Origin of the sequence: Photobacterium sp. J15 (assembly GCF_963870815.1) — a bacterium.
In the GTDB taxonomy this organism is placed as follows: domain Bacteria; phylum Pseudomonadota; class Gammaproteobacteria; order Enterobacterales; family Vibrionaceae; genus Photobacterium; species Photobacterium marinum.
Genome location: NZ_CAWMUI010000001.1, coordinates 1648631 through 1670422, shown reverse-complemented (window position 1 = coordinate 1670422; position 21792 = coordinate 1648631). Strand labels below are relative to the sequence as shown.

Below are 21792 nucleotides of genomic sequence, written 5' to 3'. Positions count from 1 at the left end.
ATTGGTATTATTTTCTGCCTCTGCTAAAGTCTCTTTATATTTGAGATTTTTAGGAACCTCCTGCCAATGGAATTGGAGCGCTATTCAGAGTATGACAACCCGCTGATCTGGCCAATTATTTCGATATTGAAAGAAAAACCATCAGGCTGGATGATTCATACCCTTTCCGAAGCCCTGAAACAAAAAGACCTGCTAACAACTCTGGATGAGGATCCCGAAAAAGATCTTTTCAAACGCAATTTCCTATTAATGAATGCACTTTATCAACTGCAGGAAATGCTGTTACCGGATCAATGGCTACAAGCTCAGGCGATGGACATTTGCTTGTCTGATAACCTTTCCGGCGACCATAACCAGATCGATATTGATGATCCACTGAGAAGTTATTACCTCGACTGGCAGAACTACAACACAGACACGGATGTAATTAAGTCTCTGCTGTCTTCATTCTGGAAGCGCTACCAAAGTTATATCGGCACTGGCACTATTCAAAGCGTCACAGCTCAACCGGAAGATTATGCCTTGCTGGAGCTGTCGACAGACGCAAGCCCGGCTCAGGTACGTCGTCAATGGCGCAAACTGGCCCTGCGCTGGCATCCGGATCGTCCTAATGGTGATGCTGAACAATTCCGTAAGATCTGTGAAGCCTGGCAAAGATTGAATTCTCAAATCTAAGATGTCATGCCCTTCTCTGCCAAATCCAGTCATTCAATTTTTTCTAACAAGCCGGCCAACTTTGCCATCTGTTAACCAATACGTGCCGACTCTAAACTTATAACAAACAGGTTATTAAGTTTAGGGTCGAGGGGCTATTCGGAGGTCTTATGGCTATCAGACGCATTAAACAAATTATTCAATCTCATGCTTCTTCGGATGGTGACGGTGTTAAAATTCAACGCACTCACGGGTTCAACAATGCTCAGTTTTCACCGTTTCTGATGATAGATGAACTCAAATCAGAAAACCCGGACGACTACATTGGTGGTTTTCCACCGCACCCCCACCGCGGTATCGAAACACTGACTTACATGCTCAAAGGTCATTTTCAGCATAAAGACCATATGGGGAATATCGGAGAACTACGCGATGGCGGTGCACAATGGATGTCTGCCGGTCGCGGTGTGATCCACAGCGAAATGCCAATGGTGACTGACGGCAACCTGCACGGTTTCCAGATTTGGTTAAACCTGCCCGCTAGCAAGAAAATGTCAGAAGCTCAGTATCATGATTTTCAACCAGAAGTGATTACGGAAAAACTGTTATCCGATCATAGTCTGGTACGAGTGATCGCCGGCGATCTGACAATTAGAGGTGAAACTCTGACAGGACCGTTACAACAAACAGGAGTCCCGACCACCATCGCCGACTGGCAAGCAAGTAAGGGCGAACGTTTCTCCAGTTGCCTCAATCCGGATTATCAGGCCCTGTTGTATGTCTATCAGGGACATATAGAGATTGAAGGAGTTACAGCTAAAGCCGGACAACTTGTTATTCTGGATCAGGGAGAAGGTTTATCAATTTCTGCAAACGATGATTCAGGTGTCCTACTGCTGTCCGGCATCCCTATTGATGAACCAGTTGTTCATTACGGGCCGTTTGTCATGAATACAATGGAAGAGATTGAACTGGCCATCAGTGATTATCAAGAAGGCCGACTGGTTGACTAGGAAGCTTGCTTTTTATCATGCGAGATACAAAGACGACAAAAAAGGCAGCCATTCGGCTGCCTTAGCTTTATAAATGCTGTTTTATTCCTGATTAACTCTTTTCGGGTCAATCATTAGCATGCCATTATGCGGTGCTGGCCATTCAAAGAAATCTTTATTATCGGCCTGATGAATAATAACCGGTGAATAAAGATCGATAAGTTCTTTCTCTGCACCATTATTCAGCATGTAACTATACAAATCATCAAACTGATAGTAACCATCTTTAGGTTTATCATTGATAAACATCTTGAACGGTTCTCTAAATGAAGCGAACTCATGGCATGAATAAAGATAATTAGCCTGCATTACCTGATTCATCACCATATTTTGTCTTGAGTATTCATATGCCTTTCTCATGATATCAATACGGTTTTTTAATACTTCACTAAGTTCTTTATATTGACTGAAAAAGTTATGGTATTGATACTCTGGAGTTGTTTCTTGTGATTTTTCAAACGTCCAGTCATCAAACTGATATCCGCCATTATTCAGGTCTGATGCAATATAGTAACGTGCAAAGTCACAGAAATTATCTAGATCTGAAAAACCACCTTTAGTACATGGTCCCCCCATGTCGACAACGCCAAGTTTTCTTCCCAAAGAGTTAGTCCATGTCTTCAGGAAATCAGTCACATCCGAGTAATCAAGCAGCGCTTCAAACAAGCGTCCCCCCGGTGTTCCATGACCACTGTACATCAGGTGCTGATCAGAATCCGGGTATTTCCCTGCCAGATAAACAGCAAACTGGGAGAAAGCATTTTTAAGAAATTCACTCCGGCTCGTATACTCTTCAGCTGGTGGCATGTTGTTGAAAGTCATTACAGCGAACTGTTCACGGTAAGCGATTTTATCCTCGTCAGAGACACCAGGCTGCGAACCATAAAATGCGTCATAATCATTTGGGAACGCGTATAGATGGACAGAAGCCGTTTCTTCCCAAATCGCCACTTCGTAAAACTTCAGGTGTTCACTCTCTTTAACCCTGACCGCCTGCGTCCAGCCATCTAATGACGAAAATGGCATCCACTCTCTTGTCACCCTCACGGCCCGCATAATGACATTATGATTTTGGTCTTTGTTGGAGACATTAATCACAACAGTGTCATCACTCTTTTCACCGCTTTCATCCGTTACTGTCAGATGAAAAATGAAAGGCATACTTTCCATCACATCCGGGATCGTTACAGTGGCGCTGCTTGAGTCATAGCCAGTAATGGATACCATCGGAGTGCCATTTTCAACTTGTTGCCAACTATAGCTTGCAATATTCCCTTCAGATTTAACGGCAGATAAAGTCACAGTGGTCATATCATCAACCGACTTATCAACTCCGGCATTGGCTTTCAAAGGTAGATTTTGAGTCTGGGTCTGGGTCTGGGTCTGGGTCTGGGTCTGGGTCTGGGTCTGGGTCTGGGTCTGGGTCTGGGAAGAAGTATTACCGGTTACAGTCAAACTACCGTCACATGCAGCCAGAAGTGGAAACAAAGCACCTATTATTGACATGCGTTTTCGCCAATATAAACGGCTGCTCATCCGTATTCCAAAAAACATCTAATAATCCTTATAGTGAAAATCTTCTACACGTCGAAAATTAAACGCTTAATATTGAAAGCTATTGTTATTAAGAATATGAAGCCTTCATTGCGTCTTTAAAAATGAAAAATATAATTTATTTTTTTAGTTATAAGCCTCTTCTACGCGGCAATAACCAAACGCAGAAGATAATATCAAATCAGATACCAACAAAGATTATTTCGCATTATAAAAACATAATGGCATTTTATTGGTCTGATTGTGAATTTTTGTGATTAACTAAATAAGAAATAAAAAAGGCAGCCATTTGGCTGCCTCTGTGATGTTTATTGATTTCAACTTAGTACAGTGAAGGTTCGCCCTCAGGACGGGTTTTGAAGCGACGATGCAGCCACATATACTGCTCAGGCGCTTCCATAATTGAACGTTCAATGGCTTTGTTAATGTAAGCAGCCGCTGCATCCGGATTGTTATGCGGAAACTCTTCCAGTGGCGGGAAGATTTTCAAAGTATAACTTCCGGAATTAGTTTTCCGTACCATAGAAAACGGCACTACAGCACAGTCTGTCGCATCTACCAGCAAGCTTGTACCTGTTGTTGTACACGCTTTTTCAACTGCAAACAAAGGCGCAAAAGATGAACGACGCAATCCATAATCGTGATCGGGTGCATACCAAACACGCTCACCATTACGCAGGGCTTTCAACATTCCCTTCACGTCTTTGCGGTCAATCATGTATTTATTAGAACGTACGCGACCTTGGAACTGGAAAAAATCAAAGCAAGGATTTTTATTCGGACGATAAACACCAACACCTGGAGCTTTCAGGCCAAAAGCTCGCGCTCCAAGCTCAAGGTTCAGAGAATGGATAGCAATCAGCAATACCCCTTTACCCTCTTCTTCCAGCTTACGAACATGCTCAAGGCCTTCGATTTCAACATGGCGTTCAACCCGCAGATCCGGCCAGAACCAAGCCATGCAGGTTTCAAACAAAGCTAAGCCCGTATTATCAATATTCTTTTTAATCAGTTCCTGGCGTTCTTCTTCTGGCATATCCGGGAAACATAACTCAAGGTTTCGTTGAATCGTGTGACGGCGTTTTTTAATAAAACGCATTGCCAGTCGACCAATAAGCTGCCCTAGACGAAACTGGATAAAGTAAGGGAGCCAGCTCATCAGATACATAACGCCGATCATCAACAGCGTTGACCAATACCGAGGATGCAGAAACGCTTTTTTAAACGTCGGTACTGTAAATTTACTCATATTACATATGTTCCCATGGTTATTATTATGACTTCATCATGGTCAAAGAAAACAAAGCGCAGAAACGTTCAGAAAGCGCATTCTATTCCCGGGCAATTAGCCTTGCAAGAAAAGACCAACACCTTTTGTCCTTTCGTACAGGCCTGATTAAGTAAGCCGCGGAAGATCCATAGTCTTGAATCCAAACTGCTTTTATTCTAACACCTTATAAACGCTGATTACCAAGATCAGCCCCGAATGACAACAAAGCCCACGTCTGTGGGCTTAAATATACGTCACAATTTCCATTAAACAGATCGGAACACAAGGATTTAAGTCAGAATCCTTCTACTCCCTGCATGTCCGGCAATTTATGAGCAATGCCTTTATGGCAATCAATACAAGTGCGGCTACCATCAGCCAAAGCGGTGGAATGCTGTGCTGATGCTCTTAGTGATTGTTGAGTAAAATCCATATAGACAAACTCGTGACAATTCCTGCATTCAAGCGAATCATTTTTTTTCATTCGAGTCCACTCACGCTCAGCCATGTGTAATCGTCTGGCTTCAAATTTTTCAGGGGTTGATATAGCTCCTGTGATCCAGGCAAAAACTTCTTTAGATGCCTGCATCTTTCTCGCCATTTTATCGGTCCAGTCATGAGGTACATGACAATCGGAGCAAATCGCCCGGACTCCGGTCCGGTTCGTAAAATGGATGGTTCCCTGGATTTCCTGATAGACATTATCTTCATGACAGCTTACACAAAAGACTTCAGAATTCGTAAACTCCATCCCGGTATTGAAAGCTCCCCAGAAAATAATCCCGGCAATAAATCCTCCTAACGTCAGAAAACCAAGGCTGAAATGCTTAGGTGGCGTCCTGATCAGCTTCCACCACTTTTTTATCCAGTTCCACATCCCGGCTTCCTCCTCACTTCTCCTGACCAATTATGGAGTCAAGATCGGTGAAATTATTATCCACCAGCGGTTTGGCATCGGTCTGAACAACATGGCACTGCTGACAAAAATAACGTCGCGGAGACAGTTCTGCCAGGAAGTTACCATCACGATCCATATAGTGAGTCACGCTGATCATTCTTGCCTGAGTTTCCTCCACCCTACTACGGGCATGACAAGACATACATTTGTTCACTTTAAGATCGACCTGATAGTTATCTATCTTGTGAGGGATCAGCGGCGGCTGCATTGGATAGTTACGGCTTGGAATACGATCTGTATTGAGTGTTTTACTCATCATTGGCGGTTGAGGCTGCTCATCCAGTGCAAAATGACGCAATGTTGCCAAATCTTGATCACTGACGGGATTTGCAGCCCAAACAAAGAATGATAAAAACAAAGTTGTTAGTGTTATTAACCATTTCATTGTGCTGGCTCCTATGCTTTCACAAGTTTTACAGCACATTTCTTAAAGTCAGTCTGCTTTGACAGTGGATCGGTTGCATCCAATGTCACTTTATTTATCAGCTGACTTGCATCGAACCACGGAACAAAAATCAGACCTTTCGGCGGTCTGTTACGACCACGAGTTTCAACCCTGGTAATTATTTCCCCCCGACGCGATATGACTTTAACCGCATCACCCCGCCTTAGCCCTCTGGCTCTGGCGTCATCAGGATGAATGAATACCTGAGCATTTGGGTAGGATTTATAAAGTTCAGGAACCCGCTGTGTCATAGAGCCTGAATGCCAGTGCTCAAGCACCCGACCGGTAACCAACCACAAGTCGTATTCTTTATCCGGGCTCTCGGCCGGCGGCTCATATGGCAAGGCAAAAATAATCGCTCTGCCATCAGGTTTTCCGTAAAATTCAAATCCGGCCCCTTTTTTGACATAAGGATCCGAACCTTCCCGATAACGCCATAGCGTTTCTTTTCCATCTACAACAGGCCAACGCAGCCCACGGCTTTCGTGGTACATCTCAAATGGCGCCAGATCGTGACCATGCCCACGCCCGAACTCAGCGTATTCTTCAAACAGACCTTTCTGTACATAAAAACCGTAATCGGTTGATTCATCATTACTTTGACCTTCAGCCAAATCCGTTAACGGGAACTTATCTACCTGACCATTGAGGAAAAGCACATCAAACAAGGTTTTGTTTTTATAAACCGGATTTTTATCAAGCAACTCTTTCGGCCAAACGTCTTCAGTTTTAAAGCGTTTAGAAAACTCCATCAACTGCCAGAGATCAGATTTAGATTCTCCCGGCGCTTTCACCATTTGATGCCAGAGCTGTGTCCGCCTTTCAGCATTACCGTAAGCACCTTCTTTTTCCACCCACATTGCTGTAGGAAGAATAAGATCTGCAGCCTGCGCAGTAACCGTCGGATAAGCCTCTGATACAACGATAAAGTTATCTGGGTTACGATAGCCAGGTAGGGTTTCTTCATTGATATTAGCTGCAGCTTGCAGGTTATTGTTTACCTGAATCCAGTAAGCGTTGATCTTGCCGTCACGTAACAAACGATTTTGTAAAACCGCATGAGCACCGACTTTCCCAGGAATCGTACCGTCAGGTAACTTCCAGATTTTCTCAGCTGTTTTACGATGCTCCGGATTAGCTACTACCAAATCGGCAGGTAGACGATGGGCAAATGTCCCCACTTCTCTTGCTGTACCACAAGCAGATGGCTGCCCGGTTAATGAAAACGGACTGTTACCCGGAGTGGAGATTTTTCCCGTCAGCAGATGAATGTTATAAACCAGATTGTTACACCACACACCACGAGTATGCTGATTGAATCCCATTGTCCAGAAAGAGACAACTTTCGTGTCCGGGTTCGCATAAAGCTCAGCGAGTTCAATCAGTTTCTCCGGTTTAACACCGGACATCTCGCTGACTTTTTCAACGGTATAGTCAGAAACAAACGCTTTGAACTCATCAAATGTCATCGGGTCTGAACTACCGCTATCAGGATTCTTGGCCTTTTTCTGCAAAGGATGCTCTGGGCGCAAACCATAACCGATATCCGTCGCCCCACGTCGGAAGTTCACGTGCTTATTAACAAATTCATGGTTCACTTTGTCATTGGAGATAATGTAGTTAGCGATAAAATTGAGAATCGCTAAATCTGTCTGAGGTGTGAACACGATTGGAATATCAGCCAACTCGTAACAGCGGTGTTCAAAGGTAGAAAGAACCGACACTTTAACGTCTGTTTTGGACAACCGACGATCCGTTACCCTGGTCCACAAGATGGGATGCATTTCCGCCATATTTGAGCCCCAGAGGACAAAAGCATCAGCCGCTTCGATATCGTCATAGCACCCCATCGGCTCATCAATACCAAAGGTGCGAATAAAGCCGACAACTGCGGATGCCATACAATGGCGTGCATTCGGCTCAATATTATTGGAACGGAATCCGGCCTTCATCAATTTGGAAGCAGCATAACCTTCATACACAGTCCATTGACCGGAACCGAACATTCCGATAGCTTCCGGCCCTTTATCTGTCAGGGTTTTCTTCCATTTTTCGGCCATGATGTCAAATGCCTCATCCCAGGATATAGGGCTGAAATCACCATTCTTGTTATACTTCCCATCTTTCATCCTAAGCATTGGCTGAGTGAGGCGATCCTTGCCGTACATGATCTTCGAGAGGAAATAGCCTTTTACACAGTTAAGACCGCGGTTTACCGGTGATTTGATATCACCATGTGTTGCAACAACGGTATCGCCTTTAACACCCACGTTCACCGAACACCCAGTACCACAGAAACGACAAGGCGCTTTTTGCCATTTAAGTTTGGTTTGTGAAGCGTCGGTGATAACGTTACTGGCCTTAACCGGTATCGTCAGTCCAACAGCAGCCGCAGCTGACGCAGCAGCCTGGGCCTTTATAAATGCACGACGTGAAAACTTCATTGCGACCTCTCTACACACTCAGTTCGGTTAATTAACCGGTAAGCACCTGTAGAAACCACACCAGAAAACCATAACCGCCAACGACGGCAACAGCGAGGATCGGGAAAAGAATTATAGTGATAAAAAGAAACGCTTTGAGCTCAGCTTTACGCTGATTTTCACTATCCATTTGCCGACTCCAAAACAGGCAAGTTAACTATAAATCTAGCCAGCATCTGGAAAATTGATAACTCGATAGCCTCCCTCTTTAGTGTTACTCTGAAAACCTAAGGGGATAAATAGTTGAAGGATTAACTACGTATATGCCAATAAGCAAAACAAAAACAAGCTTTTATCGCAGGCTCTATATTGCCCACCTGATCGATCATGGCATCGCAACTGTGCCCGGTATTCTTGAATATACTGGTATGCCAAGGCGTACAGCCCAAGACACAATTAAGAGTCTGGCCGATCTCGATATTGTCTGTAATTTCATTCAGGCAAAAGGAAAGCGAAACAGAACTGGTCACTATGAAATCAGTGACTGGGGAGCAATTAATAAGAAGTGGATTGATGATAACCTAACAGAAATTAAGTCTGTGTTGGATTACCCATAATCAGACTGGTGGGAATCTGCTTTATAGTCCTTTATTTACAACCAGTATTTACGCTGGCCATGAAGTACAAACCTGACGTTATCGAAGAAAATAGAATAGAAAACATAAACAGTGGTTCCACACCTGAAAAAAGCTTAGAACCACTGCTATAGGTTTATTTATTTTTCTTATCCATCATCGCCTTTAAGTCGGCAAATGGATTAAAAGTCGCAGGCTCGTGATCGTCCTCACCGGCTTTTACAACACTGCCCATCTGCTGCTCATGTTCCGTATACTTTTCATGCTCATGGTCATGGCAGAAAAGACACAGCAATTCCCAGTTACTCCCATCTTCCGGGTTGTTTGTATGGTCATGATCAACATGATGAACGGTTAATTCACGCAGATTTGAGTAAACAAACTCGCGAGAACAACGCCCGCAAACCCATGGAAACAGTTTAAGAGCCTTCTCTCGGTAACCCTGTTCTTTGCGAGCATAAGCGGCACTGGTGCCGTAGTAATCTGATGACATAGTCTTGCCTGATATCTCTTCATTGCTAAGTATATTCCACCAATCCATTGCTCTCTTCCAGTAAAACAATGCAGTGGGGGCTCAAGCTTTCATAGCTTGTATTTTTGAGCTGTCAGTCTACCCAAAACCAACACCAATAACCTGATCAATCACACATTGTGCTTAATTGATAGAAATATCCTTTAGAAATTTTGAAACAAAATTTAGTCATTTTGTTTCAGTCAAAGGGGTAAAAACATGAACAAAGAGTGACAAGGTCGTGAAAAACAGACAAAAAATGGAAGGAAGCAATCAAAGTTTTCATAAAATACTTTATGGACGCAATAGAATATCACAGTGGCTGGACTACAATGACAGAGTTATGTCAAACCCTTGATTGGTTGCAAATTAATCTAAGGCACCAATTCTTAGCTGATTTAAGGCAAAAAAGCCCCCCGCCTTAGATGTATTGCAGCATGAGTATGTTAGTATTCAGCCCAAATTGTTCATAGTGAATGAGTTTTTCACTGTAAAGAGAAGACGGATATGGCTTTTGATTTTTCTAATATGACTGTGGATCTTTCGGCAGTGCCGACAACTATTGATATGGGTCATGCCTGGTTAGGCGGACTGGTATTGGTACTACTAGTTTTGTACATCGCTAAAAAAGGCAAACCGGTAGAAGTTGAAAAGGTTGTCGAAAAAGAAGTCGAAGTAGAGAAAATCGTCGAGGTTGAAAAACCAGTAGAGAAGATCGTAGAAGTTGAAAAGATTGTAGAAAAAATTGTTGAAGTAGAACCAAAGCTGAAAACCGCAACGCCAGACGCTGCGCTTCAGCTGCTTTCATTACTTCAGCAAGAAGCCCGCTTTATTGATTTCATGCAAGAAGACCTGAAAGGTTTTGCTGATGCTGAAATCGGTGCTGCTGCACGTGTTATCCACGAAGGCGGCCAAAAAGTACTAAACGAATACTTTAGCTTCGCGCCGGTTCGTACCGAAGAAGAAGAAACTCGCATTACCCTGCCACAAGGTTTCAATGCCTCTGAGGTGCGCCTGACAGGTAATGTGATTGGCGAAGCTCCTTTCACCGGAACCCTTGTCCACCGCGGCTGGAAAGTGACTGAAGTTAAACTGCCTAAACTGGCAGAAGGTCACGATGCACACATCGTTGCCGCCGCTGAGGTAGAACTGTAATGCAAGAAACACAAGAACAACGTTTTAGTGTAGGTATCGACCTGGGTACTACACACTGCGTATTATCCTATGTTGATCTGCATGACGAAGACGCATCAGTTAACGTTATGCCTATGGCTCAGCTTACCAACCCAGGTAATGTTGAAGAAAAAGATCAGCTGCCATCTTTCATGTACCAGGCTCACGAATCTGAGCTTGCTGAAGGCGACACAGCTCTTCCATGGAACGCTAAGCCGAATGCTATCGTAGGTAGCATGGCGCGCTCTCTGGGAAGCAAAACCCCTATCCGCCTGGTCGCCAGTGCAAAAAGCTGGTTGTGCCACGGTGGTGTAAACCGTCGTGATGCCTTTCTGCCGCTAAACAGCCCTGAAGAGGTTACTAAGGTTTCTCCACTTGAAGCGACCCGTAACTATCTTGAGCACATGGCTGAAGCCTGGAACAACAAACACCCTGAAACACCGCTGTTTGATCAGGATGTAACCATTACTGTTCCTGCATCATTTGATCCGGCAGCCCGTGACCTGACAGCAGAAGCGGCCCGCAGTGTCGGCTTCAAACACATGACGCTGCTGGAAGAGCCTCAGGCAGCAGTATACAGCTGGCTGAAGAACAATGATGAAAGCTGGCGTGACCAGGTTTCTGTCGGTGATGTGGTACTGGTTGTTGATATCGGTGGTGGTACTACCGACCTTTCACTGGTTGCTGTAACTGAAGAAGAAGGCAACCTGGTACTTAACCGCGTTGCGGTTGGTGACCACATCCTGCTGGGTGGTGACAACATGGACCTGGCTCTGGCCTACCGCCTGAAAATGAAACTGGCGCAGGAAGGCAAGCAGCTTCAACCATGGCAGATCCAGGCAATCACACATGCCTGCCGTGATGCAAAAGAAGCCCTGCTGAGCGACTCTGAGCTTCAGGCTGTGCCAATCGTAGTACCTAGCCGTGGCTCTAAGCTGCTGGGCGGAACTCTGCAAACGGAATTGACTCAGGAAGAAGTGCAGCAAACTCTGGTTGAAGGTTTCTTCCCTCGCAACAGCGTTGAAGAGCATCCGGTTGAAATGCAGCGCGGCGCTCTGACTCAAATGGGTCTGCCTTATGCTCAGGACGCAGCAGTGTCCCGTCATGTTGCCGGCTTCCTGAGCCGCCAGTCTTCTGCTGTTGACGAGCTGTTTGAAAAGTACGAGCAAGTTCATGACGGTTTCATCCGCCCGACAGCGATTCTGTTTAACGGTGGTGTACTGAAGTCTCAGCTGCTCTCTGAGCGTCTGCTGTCTATCATCAACAGCTGGCTGACTACAGCCGGTAGCCCTGAAGCTAAGCGACTAACAGGCGTTGACCTGGATCTTGCAGTCGCGAGCGGTGCGTCATATTACGGCTCAGTTCGTAAAGGTAAAGGCGTTCGTATCCGTGGTGGTATCGCAAGCAGCTACTACGTAGGTATCGAAAGCTCTATGCCTGCGATTCCAGGTATGGAACCGCCTCTGGAAGCCCTGTGTGTGGCACCATTCGGTATGGAAGAAGGCACACACGCCGACGTACCAAGCCGTGAGTTCGGCCTGATTATCGGTCAGCCGGTTCAATTCAAGTTCTTCGGCTCAACAGTTCGTCGTGATGACCCTGCTGGTACTCACCTCGACTGGTGGCAGCCAGAAGAGCTGGAAGAACTACCGGCGATTCAGGTAACTCTGCCTGTTTCTGAAGGCCGCACTGCCGGTGAAGTTGTCCCGGTTCGCCTTGCGTCCCGCGTGACTGAACTAGGAACGCTTTGCCTTGAAGCTATTCCTACAGATGGCGGCGAAAAATGGCAGGTTGAGTTCGACGTTCGCGAAAAATAACCCCTACCTCATTACGGCGCATCCACGATGCGCCGTAATTTTTTTGGAGTAACAGATGTCTTCCCCTCGTTATCTTGTCGGTATCGATCTAGGTACAACGCACACTGTTGTCGCATTCACACCAATTACCGACGATCTCGAATCAAGCCCTATTGAAATCTTTGAAATCGATCAGCTAATCGCACCGGGCGAAGTGGCAAGAAAACCGCTATTGCCTTCATTCCGTTATCATCCGACTGAAGGTGAAATCAATCCTTCTGAATTAGTACTACCTTGGGATGTCGAACCGGTTCCGGGTGATATCGATAATGCGATTATTGGTGAGTTCGCTCGTGAACTCGGCGCTAAAGTTGAAGGCCGCCAGGTTGTCAGTGCCAAAAGCTGGCTGTCTCACACCGGTGTAGACCGCAGTGAGCCTATCTTGCCATGGTCTTCAAATAGCAATGTAGCCAAAGTCTCGCCAGTTATCGCTAGTGCCAGTTACCTCTACCACGTTCGTCAGGCATGGGATTACCATCATCCGAATGCAAAGCTGAAACACCAGGAAGTGGTTATCACAGTTCCTGCCTCATTCGACGAATCAGCTCGAGCCTTAACTCTAGAAGCTGCCGCTATGGCTGGCTTACCAAATATCTTGCTGCTTGAAGAGCCTCAGGCCGTTTGCTACGACTGGTATGCCCAGAATAAAGCGGAAGCCGAAGAACTGCTTAAAGACATCCCTCTGCTGATGGTGTGCGATGTTGGCGGTGGTACAACAGATTTAAGCCTGATCAAAGTCGGGACAGAAGATGACAAGCTCACGCTGGATCGCATCGGTGTCGGCGATCACCTGATGCTTGGTGGTGATAACCTGGATCTTGCCCTGGCACATAAAGCAGAACAGCGCCTGCATAGCGGTTCTAAAAAACTCAGTGCAGCGGGTTTGTCCAAACTGATCCAGCAAACCCGGAAGGTAAAAGAACAGCTGCTGTCCGGTAACGCGCCGGAGACAGCCAAAGTCACCTTACTAGGCAGCGGCTCTAAACTGATTGGCGGTTCAAAAAGTATTGAGCTGACCCGAGAAGAAGTTCACAGCATCGCCTTGGACGGTTTTTTCCCGAAAACAGAATATAAAGATCAGCCGGGCCAGCGCCAGGCAGCAGTTGTTGAATTCGGCCTGCCCTATGCTGCGGATCCAGCTATCAGTAAACACCTTGCTCAGTTCATTGATTTGCATGACAAGGTATGTCGTGAAGCATTAACAGCCAATGACATTAGCATTGGTGACGACCAACCAGCCATTCCTGCGGCGGTACTGCTTAACGGCGGTGTATTCAACAGCCCGATTCTATCAAACCGTGTGCTGGATACTTTCTCGCACTGGCGAGGTGACACCGTCACAGAATTAAAAAACCCGCATCCGGACCTCTCTGTCGCCTACGGTGCAGTAGCCTATGCGAAAGCTCGCCACGGTGCTCAGCTAAAAATTGGTGGTGGTTCAGCCCGCTCTTTCTTCCTTGTCCTGGAAGGTAAGAAAAAAGCCAAACAAGGTATTTGTATACTGCCTAAAGGGATTGATGAAGGTACAGAGATCAGATTTAAAGATCGTAAGTTTGCCCTAACCCTTGGCGAGCCAGTTCGTTTCAACCTTGTTTCATCAACAGATGATGAATACATCCAGGCAGGCAAGTTATTTGACATCGATAACGAAAGTTTTGTGTCTTTACCGCCATTTATCGCAACATTAGACAGCGAACGGGACCGTGCTGAACTGGCTGCCAACCAGAAAGATCGTGAAGAAGTCACCCTCGCCTGCCAATTGACCGAAGTCGGAACCCTTCAGATCGAATGCGTCAATGTGAACGATGAAAGCAAACGCTGGAAAGTAGAGTTTGCCATTCGAAAAGATCTGGCAAAACTCCAGCGAGGCCATGAAGGTTCAACTCTGGCTGAGTCCGCATTGCCTGCCCGTATCGACGATGCCATCAGTGCTATCAAACAAGTCTATGGTGGCAGTACCAAAAACGTCGATAATAAAGCGATTAAAACGCTGCGTAACGACCTGGAAAAAATGCTGGGTAAACGCGATAACTGGGAGACACCAAGCCTGCGTGAACTGGCCAATGCCCTGCTCGACAGTAAAAAGCGCCGCCGCCGCTCTGACATTCACGAAAGAAACTGGCTGAAGCTTACAGGGTTTACGATGCGTCCGGGATTCGGGTATCCGTCTGACGAATGGCGCATGGATCAGTTATGGGCACTGTATCAGCATAGTGTTCAGTTCGACAGCAACACTCAAACCTGGAGCGACTGGTGGAACCTCTGGCGCCGGGTAGCTGGCGGACTGTCTCAGGAACAGCAATTGGTGATCTTTAAAGATATAGCCAAGTACATTAACCCAAGTGCCCTACGTAACGGCAAGCTCAGTAAGGAAATGAATGAGCGCAGCTACGAGGACATGGTTCGCTTGGCCGCATCACTGGAAAACTTACCGTTTGATAAAAAGCTGCAGCTTATCGAGTGGCTGTTTGGCCGCTTACAAAAAACTCAGCATGCACAGGCTCACTGGTGGGCAATCGGCCGTATAGCAACTCGTAGTCCGTTTTATGGCAGTGCGCATAACCTGCTAACACCACAGCACATCGCTTACTGTTTACCTGAGCTAATGGAGTTTGACTGGCGCAAAGAGCCTTATATCGCTTTTGCCGCGGTGATGATGTGCCGTATGACAGGTGACCGCGCGCTTGATGTTGATGAACAAAACCGTGCTGAAGTCATTGCTAAGCTTAAGAAAAGCAAAGCTCCAGAAAGTTGGATCAACATGATTTCGGAAGTGAAGGTACTGACAGAAGCAGAAACCAAGCGAGTATTCGGTGATGCATTACCTTCAGGATTACGCTTGCTCGATTAAGGTTCTGTTAGGGTTCGGGTGTTAATCTCAAAGCATAAAATTTCGTGTATTCCTTGCGCCGATATTCTTGCAGGGATTTTTATGTGTTTAGTGAGTATTAGCATGAACCGTTCCCAATATCAGATAATCGCTCAGCGTATTTTCAAATCCGAAAAACAGCGCGTTGCTGTTGAGGCAGTGGTCTTTGAGGGCTTATCCAGCTATGAAGCTGAGAAGCGTTTTGAGGTACCAAAAGGTACTCTCTCTCGTAACGTACGAAAGTACAAAAACGAAGTTGAATACCTTAAAACTGTCGTTGCTGCTTAATTCAATACAGCACTCACAAATAACAAAACGGAGAGCAAATGCTCTCCGTTTTTACAGGTTACTCATGAAGAAAATCACCGGCAGCTCTCAGTCTGCAACACATATAAAACATACCGCCACTCATAAAGATAAGCCCAGCCTGAGCAAGCCAGCCTAAACTTAGATACGCAACCAACGGTGAATCACTTTTCAGAATCATTAACGGCAACGAGTAAACACCAGTAATAAAATCTCCGATTACCGAACTGCCAAAAACGATATAAGTAGTCAGCTTAACAGCCAGTACCGCAACTATCGCAGTGATCAGCGGATGATTTGTCAACTGAGACAGCACAAGTAACACGCAGGCAATCGGTAACAAAGAAAGGCTGATAACAGCGAGACGCCCGACAAAACTGCTCCAGTGCCACACCATTGCCGGTAGAGTAATTGAAAAACTCGCACTCACCTGTTCTGTCAACAGCCAATGCGTCAACACCCAGACAATAACATCAGAAACTAATAGTAATAACGACGTAATCAAAGGAATAACTACCAGAGCAAAAATCAATTTAGCTCCAATCGCCATGTAATCTGAAACCGGCATAGAACGCCAGAACATCAGGCTACCTTCCTGACGCTCCTTACGTAATGTCTTCGGCACATACACCATAAAAAGAACAAGAAAGATTAATCCTGAGATCATCTCATTAAGCTTTCCTATCATCCCGGCAAATACCGTTGAGACAGAATCAAAACCAAAATCACCTAATCCGGACGAATGAAAAGAAAAGCTGAAATTGTCACTGCTAACCACCAGCACAAAATTAAAGACTGCAAATAATGCAATAATCAACGGCAACCGAAGCACTATACGATGCTCTGTCAGCTCTTTTTCAAGCAATGTAAGCAAAGTATTCATTCTCCAACCTCCAACTGCTTTGCAATAAAAATATCTGACAACCCTGTGTTGACAATCTGCCCTAAGGGGTGGAGTTGTTCTTCACTTACATCTTTGAACAACAGAATATGATCTTTATTTTGCGCTCTGTGATACACAGGTTTCAACGCCATAGCTTCATTCAAGTTATCTGATGTAGTACATAAAGTTGAAAAGCGATTTTTTAATTCCGCAATGCTGCCTTGTAATACCGCTTTTCCCTTTTTCAATACCAGAATATCGGTAAGCATATGTTCAATTTCAGCAACCTCATGACTTGCAATGATAAGAGCCCGCTCTCCTTTTCTGAACCAAGACATTAAACTCTGGTAAAACTTCTCGCGATACATTAAATCCAGCCCGAGTGTTGGCTCATCAAGGATCAATACTCGTACATCAGTAGCCATCACCAACGCTAGGTGTAGCTGCATCTTCATCCCTTTTGACAGCTGATGAACACATTTCCCAGGACGGATATCTGTTTCTTCAAGCAATTGATACGCTTTTTGTCGATCAAATGAAGGGTGAACACCTGACATGTATTTAATTAACTGCTCAACCTTCATCCAACCCGGCAAAACTGCAACATCAGAAATACATGCCAGATCTCTCATGATCTTTACGCGATCTTTATCAGGATGAAAACCAAATACAGATAACTCACCATCGAAACGCTGTGCGCCAAGAATAGACTTTATTAAAGTCGATTTACCAGCGCCATTATGTCCCAGCAAACCCAGTACCTGTCCTGTACTTAACTCAAAACTGACACTCGACAACACTTCATCATGTCGATGAGTCTTACCGAGTCGATCGGCTTTTATCAATAATTCCACAAGTTGTTTCTCTATTCTTAATATATCTGATACCAAGCTGATGTCTTCAGAACGAAATCATCTGGTTATCACGCTAAAGGGATAGTAACAAAGAGAAGAAGAATTAATAAGGGCTGATCATGATCAGCGCCTTATGCTGAAATTTCATAGAGATTGGCTAATCAAAGGATGACCAAATCGGAAGGAAAAATATTGAAGGATTATACCTCTATCAACACACCAAAGCTCACTGCAGCGATTAAACTCAGTGATTGGTTATAACCAAAGAATGACGAAAACAGCACAAATCCACGATTAAAGTCCTTCTGCCTGTAAGCTATCTTCAAATAGATATACATCAGGCATATACAACTTCAGAACCTTAGATGATGTTCTGTTATGAATACTATCTGGTCAGTTTACGTTGCGTCAGCTCAAATATAAAAGAAATATAAGCCCTATTGCCCTTAGAGCAACATATAAAATAGGAAGTTCTCTCGAATGAAGCTTAGAAGTCAGTGTCTAAAAAGAAACACAGCCCCCACCTGACGTAACATGAAATTTATGCATCAGGCGTAATAACAACTATATTAGTTATGCAATTACTCTTCGTTATCAACCAGATCTTCTGGGTGAACACCATCTTTTTCCATCATAGCCAGAATTTCAGTCATACGAACCTGGCGTGCTTCTTCTTTAAATTCATAAAGAACAGCAATCAAGTCATTGATTTTCTGTAATGGAATACGCTTGATAACAGCCTTTTGACGGCCTGGAACTTCATCAGCGAAATCAATTAGCATTTTACGGTAATCAGCACGTTCTTCTTTAATCGTACCAGTAGTTGCATCAACATTTTTCAACATTGCAGTCAGAGCTTTTTCTGCCGCAGCAAAAGTATCCATGAAATATACCTCTAGAATCATAAATCAGCGTGTTATTGCCAAGGTAATAAAAGGTTTAATGATTTTATTAAATGACCTTGAGGCAATAGCCACGCATTTGAAGCATTACGTTCAGCTTTGAAATAAAGACAGCCTCAATAAGAACTCGAAGCTGATGACGGTCTGTCAATTAACATTAGACTGAAATGATTTCTGCTCACACTCTAATTATAATGGAATATTGTGGCCACCATGCCACCAGACTGTCTAACGCGCCGATAATACCTCTAGACGACTATCTTGTGAACTCATATTTAGTGAATTTCATCAATTACACAAGCAAAATTGTGTTCGTTAAGACACTATTCAGACTTGTTATAAAATATTTTGGTTCAAATGAAACAGATTGGCAACACCCAACATAGCAAAAATTCACACTTTTTAGCCATGCTTCCATTAATTTCAGGACATCGTTCTCAATATGCCACACGGGCAAAGCTTTACTAATTTGTTAAATTAACCTCTAAAGCTTTCATGCACCACTCTCGCTTACATTCCCTTACCTGTGAAATCAGTACTCCCTGAGACAAACATCAGCTTCATCACTAATAGAAACTATTTTTACTATCCAATAAATAATTAAATCGGCCATATAATTCACACAAAAAATCAGATTTGATTAATTTTATGATCAAGAAAAGACTCATTTCCTCTCTTTGTGTCCGAGCAGTACAGCCATCTACTAAGATGCATGCCACTCTTTCAACATTCATTGCGATGATGATTTATAAAGCCCTGAGACCTTTTGTGATACATGCCTCGCAGTTAAAACTTTGATTTTGCCTCTGTTCAATATTGCTGTTAACCTTTTCATGTCAACAACTTAGTTACAACAGGCCTTATGGCGGACATTAGCGCAGTCTGGTAGCGCACTACTCTGGGGGAGTAGGGGTCGCTGGTTCGAATCCAGTATGTCCGACCATAAGGCCTTTTTTTTAGACATAACCTGTATACCACCTCTACTTAACATACCCCACCCGCTTCTTCACCCTTTTGTACAAAAGAAACAAAACACACCACATTCAGATAGTGCATTTAGTCGTATCAAACCGCATCTCACATTTAACGCCAACATTCACACAGGTTCCAACATTCTGTTTCATAACACATGAGATTAATTGAGACAGCATTAAGTCAAATAAGATACAGACGTTTTTAATTATGTTGTTTCTTACTAGCGCTAGTTGTAGGCAGTTTGGTGTTTTTTTCGTGTCAGAAGAAAATGTTTAAATCTGTATTTGTGGGCATATGTGTATAGACATTAGATTATTTTAGCTCTGTAAGCATATTGAAGCATTTTATAACAAGGTCCCTAAAAGTTTCGCCACCATTCCCCAACCTAGAATGACGAAGCTATTGTGAATAACTTTATTTCGATACCTTTGACTATTCACAAAACATATTACTAATGTAGTAAATCAGCACCACTTCGGGTTCTCACCAAGTGAGAAAGTGTTCAAATAACAATCACATGATAATTCCATGTGAATAAAAAACACCAATTCACCAGTTTAATTTTTGTTAATTTACGTAAAAACTAGGTTAAATCACTGATTTTTATTAAGTGAACGGTGTTCGCGATGTTAAGTAAATCCAACAGCGGACGATACACTAACACGCTGATATAAAAGGGATAATTTTACAGGACAATATACTCATTACATTTATTGCAGAAATTCCATAGCGTTAATGTGATCTTGATCACGCTGGGTTATTGGGATTTCGTGCTAACTTTCAACGCCTTAGATAGACGAAGCATCTGATTCTATGTTTCACAAATGTGAATGCAACCAGTATCTGATAGCGGTTCATTCATTCTTTCAAAAATAACAATACAAGAATCATCTTACGAACTGTCACATAAACGGACGTTCCGGTTCTCTCAGTCAGGTTCTCTTAATTAAGAGTGAACTGGCTGAGCTTCATTTACAGGAAAATTGTATGAGTGTATCAAACGAAACTTGGCTAACATCGCTGAATGACGGACTTATGTCTGCCATCGGCGCCGTTAATGGTTTGCTTTGGGGCCAACTGCTTGTTTACCTGCTCGTTGCAGTAGGTGTTTACTTCACTTTACGTCTCGGCTTCATTCAAATCCGCCAATTCAAACACGCTGTAACTGTGCTTAAAAGTGGTACAGATGTAGACAGCGGTATCAGTTCTTATCAGGTATTCTGTACCTCTATGGCAGCCCGTGTCGGCACAGGTAATATGGCCGGTGTTGCGGTTGCACTAAGTGTTGGTGGCCCTGGCGCTATCTTCTGGATGTGGGTTATTGCTGTCTTCGGTATGTCGACTGCTTTCATTGAATCTACGCTGGCTCAGATCTATAAAACCAAAGATGTTGATGGCCAGTACCGTGGTGGGCCGGCTTACTATATGGAAAAAGGCCTAGGTATGCGCTGGATGGGGACACTATTCTCTGTGTGCCTGATCATTGCATTCGGCCTGGTATTCAATGCTGTTCAAGCAAATACCATTACTGACGCACTGAACCACTCTTTCGGTATTGATGAAACCTTCATGGGTGTGCTGATTGTAGCCACCTCAGCATTTTTCATCATGGGTGGCCTGCGTAAGGTAGCATCAGCTTCTGCGCGTATCGTTCCTGTAATGGCTGTTGGCTACCTGGCAATTGCCCTTGTTATCGTAGTAATGAACATTTCTGAACTGCCTGCAGCAATCGCTCTGATTGTTAAGAGTGCTTTCGGCTGGCAGGAAGCTGCTGCCGGTGGTGTTGCTTACACAATCTCGCAGGCGATGCAAAGTGGTATTGCTCGTGGTCTGTTCTCGAACGAAGCCGGTATGGGTTCTGCCGCTAACGTAGCAGCAAGTGCAACGCCAAACCCTAACCACCCTGCTTCACAGGGCTTTGTTCAGATGCTGGGCGTTTTTGCTGATACTTTGGTTATCTGTACAGCATCAGCCGCAATGATTATGCTTTCAGGCGTAATGGATCAGCCTGACGCGGCTTCCGGTATTGGACTGCTACAACAGGCTCTGACTAGTGAGCTGGGTGGCTGGACAACTTACTTCATGGCTGCGGCTATCCTGTTGTTCTGCTTCTCATCCATTATCGCAAACTACACTTACGCTGAAACGAACATCATGTTCCTGAATGGCAACACCAAGAAAGGCCTGTTTGTTTTCCGTCTGATTGTTCTGGCAATGGTTATGTTTGGCTCTGTAGCTTCTCTGCCTGTTGTATGGAACCTTGCAGACGCATCAATGGGTCTGATGGCTCTGGTTAACATCGTAGCTCTTGTGATGCTGTCGAAGCTGGCAATCAAAGTTATCAAAGACTATGAAACTCAGCTTAAAGCCGGTAAAACACCTGAGTTTGACCGTTCTAAGTTCCCAGAACTGGACGAGCTGGACGGTGCATGGCATCCGGAAGGTACAGATCCTGTGGCGATCAGCAAATAA

18 protein-coding genes and 1 tRNA gene are annotated in these 21792 nt (G+C 44.4%); 9 read left to right on the top strand and 10 right to left on the bottom strand.

From position 1 onward, the window contains the following. The first annotated feature begins 66 nt into the window (after nt 1-66). Both AACQ93_RS07745 and AACQ93_RS07740 read left to right on the top strand, forming a co-directional pair. On the top strand, nt 67-675 hold the full coding sequence (locus AACQ93_RS07745) for a DNA-J related domain-containing protein (RefSeq protein WP_064603570.1): 609 nt from the start codon (nt 67-69) through the stop codon (nt 673-675). Nucleotides 676-824: 149 nt separating this feature from the next. Beyond that, nucleotides 825-1667: a pirin family protein gene (locus AACQ93_RS07740; RefSeq protein ID WP_064603568.1), complete on the top strand. Its 843-nt coding sequence runs from the start codon at nt 825-827 to the stop codon at nt 1665-1667. A gap of 81 nt (nt 1668-1748) precedes the next feature. On the opposite strand, the gene AACQ93_RS07735 is transcribed toward AACQ93_RS07740, so the two are convergent. The 6 genes from AACQ93_RS07735 to AACQ93_RS07710 form a co-directional block, all read right to left on the bottom strand. Next, complete coding sequence (locus AACQ93_RS07735; RefSeq protein ID WP_157097526.1) at nt 1749-3212, bottom strand: PKD domain-containing protein; 1464 nt, start codon at nt 3210-3212, stop codon at nt 1749-1751. A 370-nt stretch (nt 3213-3582) separates the two neighbouring features. Then, nucleotides 3583-4509, bottom strand: a complete 927-nt coding sequence (gene lpxL / locus AACQ93_RS07730; RefSeq protein ID WP_064603561.1) for an LpxL/LpxP family Kdo(2)-lipid IV(A) lauroyl/palmitoleoyl acyltransferase — start codon at nt 4507-4509, stop codon at nt 3583-3585. Nucleotides 4510-4825: 316 nt separating this feature from the next. Next, on the bottom strand, nt 4826-5407 hold the full coding sequence (locus AACQ93_RS07725) for a NapC/NirT family cytochrome c (protein WP_064603558.1): 582 nt from the start codon (nt 5405-5407) through the stop codon (nt 4826-4828). A 13-nt stretch (nt 5408-5420) separates the two neighbouring features. Beyond that, nucleotides 5421-5873 carry a nitrate reductase cytochrome c-type subunit gene (locus AACQ93_RS07720; RefSeq protein WP_064603555.1) on the bottom strand — a complete coding sequence of 151 codons (453 nt, stop codon included), beginning with the start codon at nt 5871-5873 and terminating at the stop codon, nt 5421-5423. Nucleotides 5874-5884: 11 nt separating this feature from the next. Next, on the bottom strand, nt 5885-8377 hold the full coding sequence (napA, locus tag AACQ93_RS07715; RefSeq protein ID WP_064603552.1) for a nitrate reductase catalytic subunit NapA: 2493 nt from the start codon (nt 8375-8377) through the stop codon (nt 5885-5887). A gap of 31 nt (nt 8378-8408) precedes the next feature. Then, nucleotides 8409-8546 carry a periplasmic nitrate reductase, NapE protein gene (locus tag AACQ93_RS07710; protein ID WP_007461346.1) on the bottom strand — a complete coding sequence of 46 codons (138 nt, stop codon included), beginning with the start codon at nt 8544-8546 and terminating at the stop codon, nt 8409-8411. Nucleotides 8547-8679: 133 nt separating this feature from the next. Here AACQ93_RS07710 and AACQ93_RS07705 point away from each other — a divergent pair, with 133 nt between their 5' ends. After that, on the top strand, nt 8680-8973 hold the full coding sequence (locus AACQ93_RS07705) for a winged helix-turn-helix domain-containing protein (protein ID WP_036798177.1): 294 nt from the start codon (nt 8680-8682) through the stop codon (nt 8971-8973). A 154-nt stretch (nt 8974-9127) separates the two neighbouring features. On the opposite strand, the gene AACQ93_RS07700 is transcribed toward AACQ93_RS07705, so the two are convergent. Continuing rightward, nucleotides 9128-9484: a YajD family HNH nuclease gene (locus tag AACQ93_RS07700; RefSeq protein ID WP_036798175.1), complete on the bottom strand. Its 357-nt coding sequence runs from the start codon at nt 9482-9484 to the stop codon at nt 9128-9130. Between the two features lie 546 nt (nt 9485-10030). Between AACQ93_RS07700 and AACQ93_RS07695 the strand changes: the two genes are divergently transcribed. The 4 genes from AACQ93_RS07695 to AACQ93_RS07680 all read left to right on the top strand — a co-directional run bounded on the left by AACQ93_RS07695 (nt 10031) and on the right by AACQ93_RS07680 (nt 15688). After that, nucleotides 10031-10657: a DUF2760 domain-containing protein gene (locus AACQ93_RS07695; protein ID WP_064606582.1), complete on the top strand. Its 627-nt coding sequence runs from the start codon at nt 10031-10033 to the stop codon at nt 10655-10657. Continuing rightward, on the top strand, nt 10657-12492 hold the full coding sequence (locus AACQ93_RS07690; RefSeq protein ID WP_007461337.1) for an Hsp70 family protein: 1836 nt from the start codon (nt 10657-10659) through the stop codon (nt 12490-12492). Before AACQ93_RS07695 ends, AACQ93_RS07690 begins: the two co-directional genes overlap by 1 nt. A gap of 55 nt (nt 12493-12547) precedes the next feature. Continuing rightward, the gene (locus AACQ93_RS07685; protein WP_064603548.1) at nt 12548-15382 is read left to right on the top strand and encodes an Hsp70 family protein; all 2835 of its coding nucleotides are present in this window, start codon (nt 12548-12550) and stop codon (nt 15380-15382) included. A 102-nt stretch (nt 15383-15484) separates the two neighbouring features. Beyond that, nucleotides 15485-15688, top strand: a complete 204-nt coding sequence (locus AACQ93_RS07680; RefSeq protein WP_007461334.1) for a helix-turn-helix domain-containing protein — start codon at nt 15485-15487, stop codon at nt 15686-15688. Nucleotides 15689-15746: 58 nt separating this feature from the next. On the opposite strand, the gene AACQ93_RS07675 is transcribed toward AACQ93_RS07680, so the two are convergent. The 3 genes from AACQ93_RS07675 to AACQ93_RS07665 all read right to left on the bottom strand — a co-directional run bounded on the left by AACQ93_RS07675 (nt 15747) and on the right by AACQ93_RS07665 (nt 18327). Continuing rightward, the gene (locus tag AACQ93_RS07675; RefSeq protein ID WP_064603544.1) at nt 15747-16589 is read right to left on the bottom strand and encodes a hypothetical protein; all 843 of its coding nucleotides are present in this window, start codon (nt 16587-16589) and stop codon (nt 15747-15749) included. Beyond that, nucleotides 16586-17443 carry an ABC transporter ATP-binding protein gene (locus tag AACQ93_RS07670; RefSeq protein ID WP_064603542.1) on the bottom strand — a complete coding sequence of 286 codons (858 nt, stop codon included), beginning with the start codon at nt 17441-17443 and terminating at the stop codon, nt 16586-16588. The genes AACQ93_RS07675 and AACQ93_RS07670 overlap by 4 nt, the downstream gene beginning before the upstream one ends. A 581-nt stretch (nt 17444-18024) precedes the next feature. Next, a complete protein-coding gene (locus AACQ93_RS07665; protein WP_064603539.1) occupies nt 18025-18327 on the bottom strand; it encodes a hypothetical protein in 303 nt (100 codons plus the stop codon). 884 nt (nt 18328-19211) lie between these two features. Here AACQ93_RS07665 and AACQ93_RS07660 point away from each other — a divergent pair. Together AACQ93_RS07660 and AACQ93_RS07655 are read left to right on the top strand one after the other, a co-directional pair. Then, nucleotides 19212-19288, top strand: a tRNA-Pro gene (locus AACQ93_RS07660). Nucleotides 19289-20307: 1019 nt separating this feature from the next. Next, nucleotides 20308-21792: an alanine/glycine:cation symporter family protein gene (locus AACQ93_RS07655; protein WP_064603536.1), complete on the top strand. Its 1485-nt coding sequence runs from the start codon at nt 20308-20310 to the stop codon at nt 21790-21792.

Coding starts and splice junctions, on each gene's coding strand:
- AACQ93_RS07745 (WP_064603570.1), top strand. CDS start 67: ATGGAATTGGAGCGCTATTCAGAGTATGACAACCCGCTGATCTGGCCA.
- AACQ93_RS07740 (WP_064603568.1), top strand. CDS start 825: ATGGCTATCAGACGCATTAAACAAATTATTCAATCTCATGCTTCTTCG.
- AACQ93_RS07735 (WP_157097526.1), bottom strand. CDS start 3,212: ATGTCAATAATAGGTGCTTTGTTTCCACTTCTGGCTGCATGTGACGGT.
- lpxL (WP_064603561.1), bottom strand. CDS start 4,509: ATGAGTAAATTTACAGTACCGACGTTTAAAAAAGCGTTTCTGCATCCT.
- AACQ93_RS07725 (WP_064603558.1), bottom strand. CDS start 5,407: ATGTGGAACTGGATAAAAAAGTGGTGGAAGCTGATCAGGACGCCACCT.
- AACQ93_RS07720 (WP_064603555.1), bottom strand. CDS start 5,873: ATGAAATGGTTAATAACACTAACAACTTTGTTTTTATCATTCTTTGTT.
- napA (WP_064603552.1), bottom strand. CDS start 8,377: ATGAAGTTTTCACGTCGTGCATTTATAAAGGCCCAGGCTGCTGCGTCA.
- AACQ93_RS07710 (WP_007461346.1), bottom strand. CDS start 8,546: ATGGATAGTGAAAATCAGCGTAAAGCTGAGCTCAAAGCGTTTCTTTTT.
- AACQ93_RS07705 (WP_036798177.1), top strand. CDS start 8,680: ATGCCAATAAGCAAAACAAAAACAAGCTTTTATCGCAGGCTCTATATT.
- AACQ93_RS07700 (WP_036798175.1), bottom strand. CDS start 9,484: ATGTCATCAGATTACTACGGCACCAGTGCCGCTTATGCTCGCAAAGAA.
- AACQ93_RS07695 (WP_064606582.1), top strand. CDS start 10,031: ATGACTGTGGATCTTTCGGCAGTGCCGACAACTATTGATATGGGTCAT.
- AACQ93_RS07690 (WP_007461337.1), top strand. CDS start 10,657: ATGCAAGAAACACAAGAACAACGTTTTAGTGTAGGTATCGACCTGGGT.
- AACQ93_RS07685 (WP_064603548.1), top strand. CDS start 12,548: ATGTCTTCCCCTCGTTATCTTGTCGGTATCGATCTAGGTACAACGCAC.
- AACQ93_RS07680 (WP_007461334.1), top strand. CDS start 15,485: ATGAACCGTTCCCAATATCAGATAATCGCTCAGCGTATTTTCAAATCC.
- AACQ93_RS07675 (WP_064603544.1), bottom strand. CDS start 16,589: ATGAATACTTTGCTTACATTGCTTGAAAAAGAGCTGACAGAGCATCGT.
- AACQ93_RS07665 (WP_064603539.1), bottom strand. CDS start 18,327: ATGGATACTTTTGCTGCGGCAGAAAAAGCTCTGACTGCAATGTTGAAA.
- AACQ93_RS07655 (WP_064603536.1), top strand. CDS start 20,308: ATGAGTGTATCAAACGAAACTTGGCTAACATCGCTGAATGACGGACTT.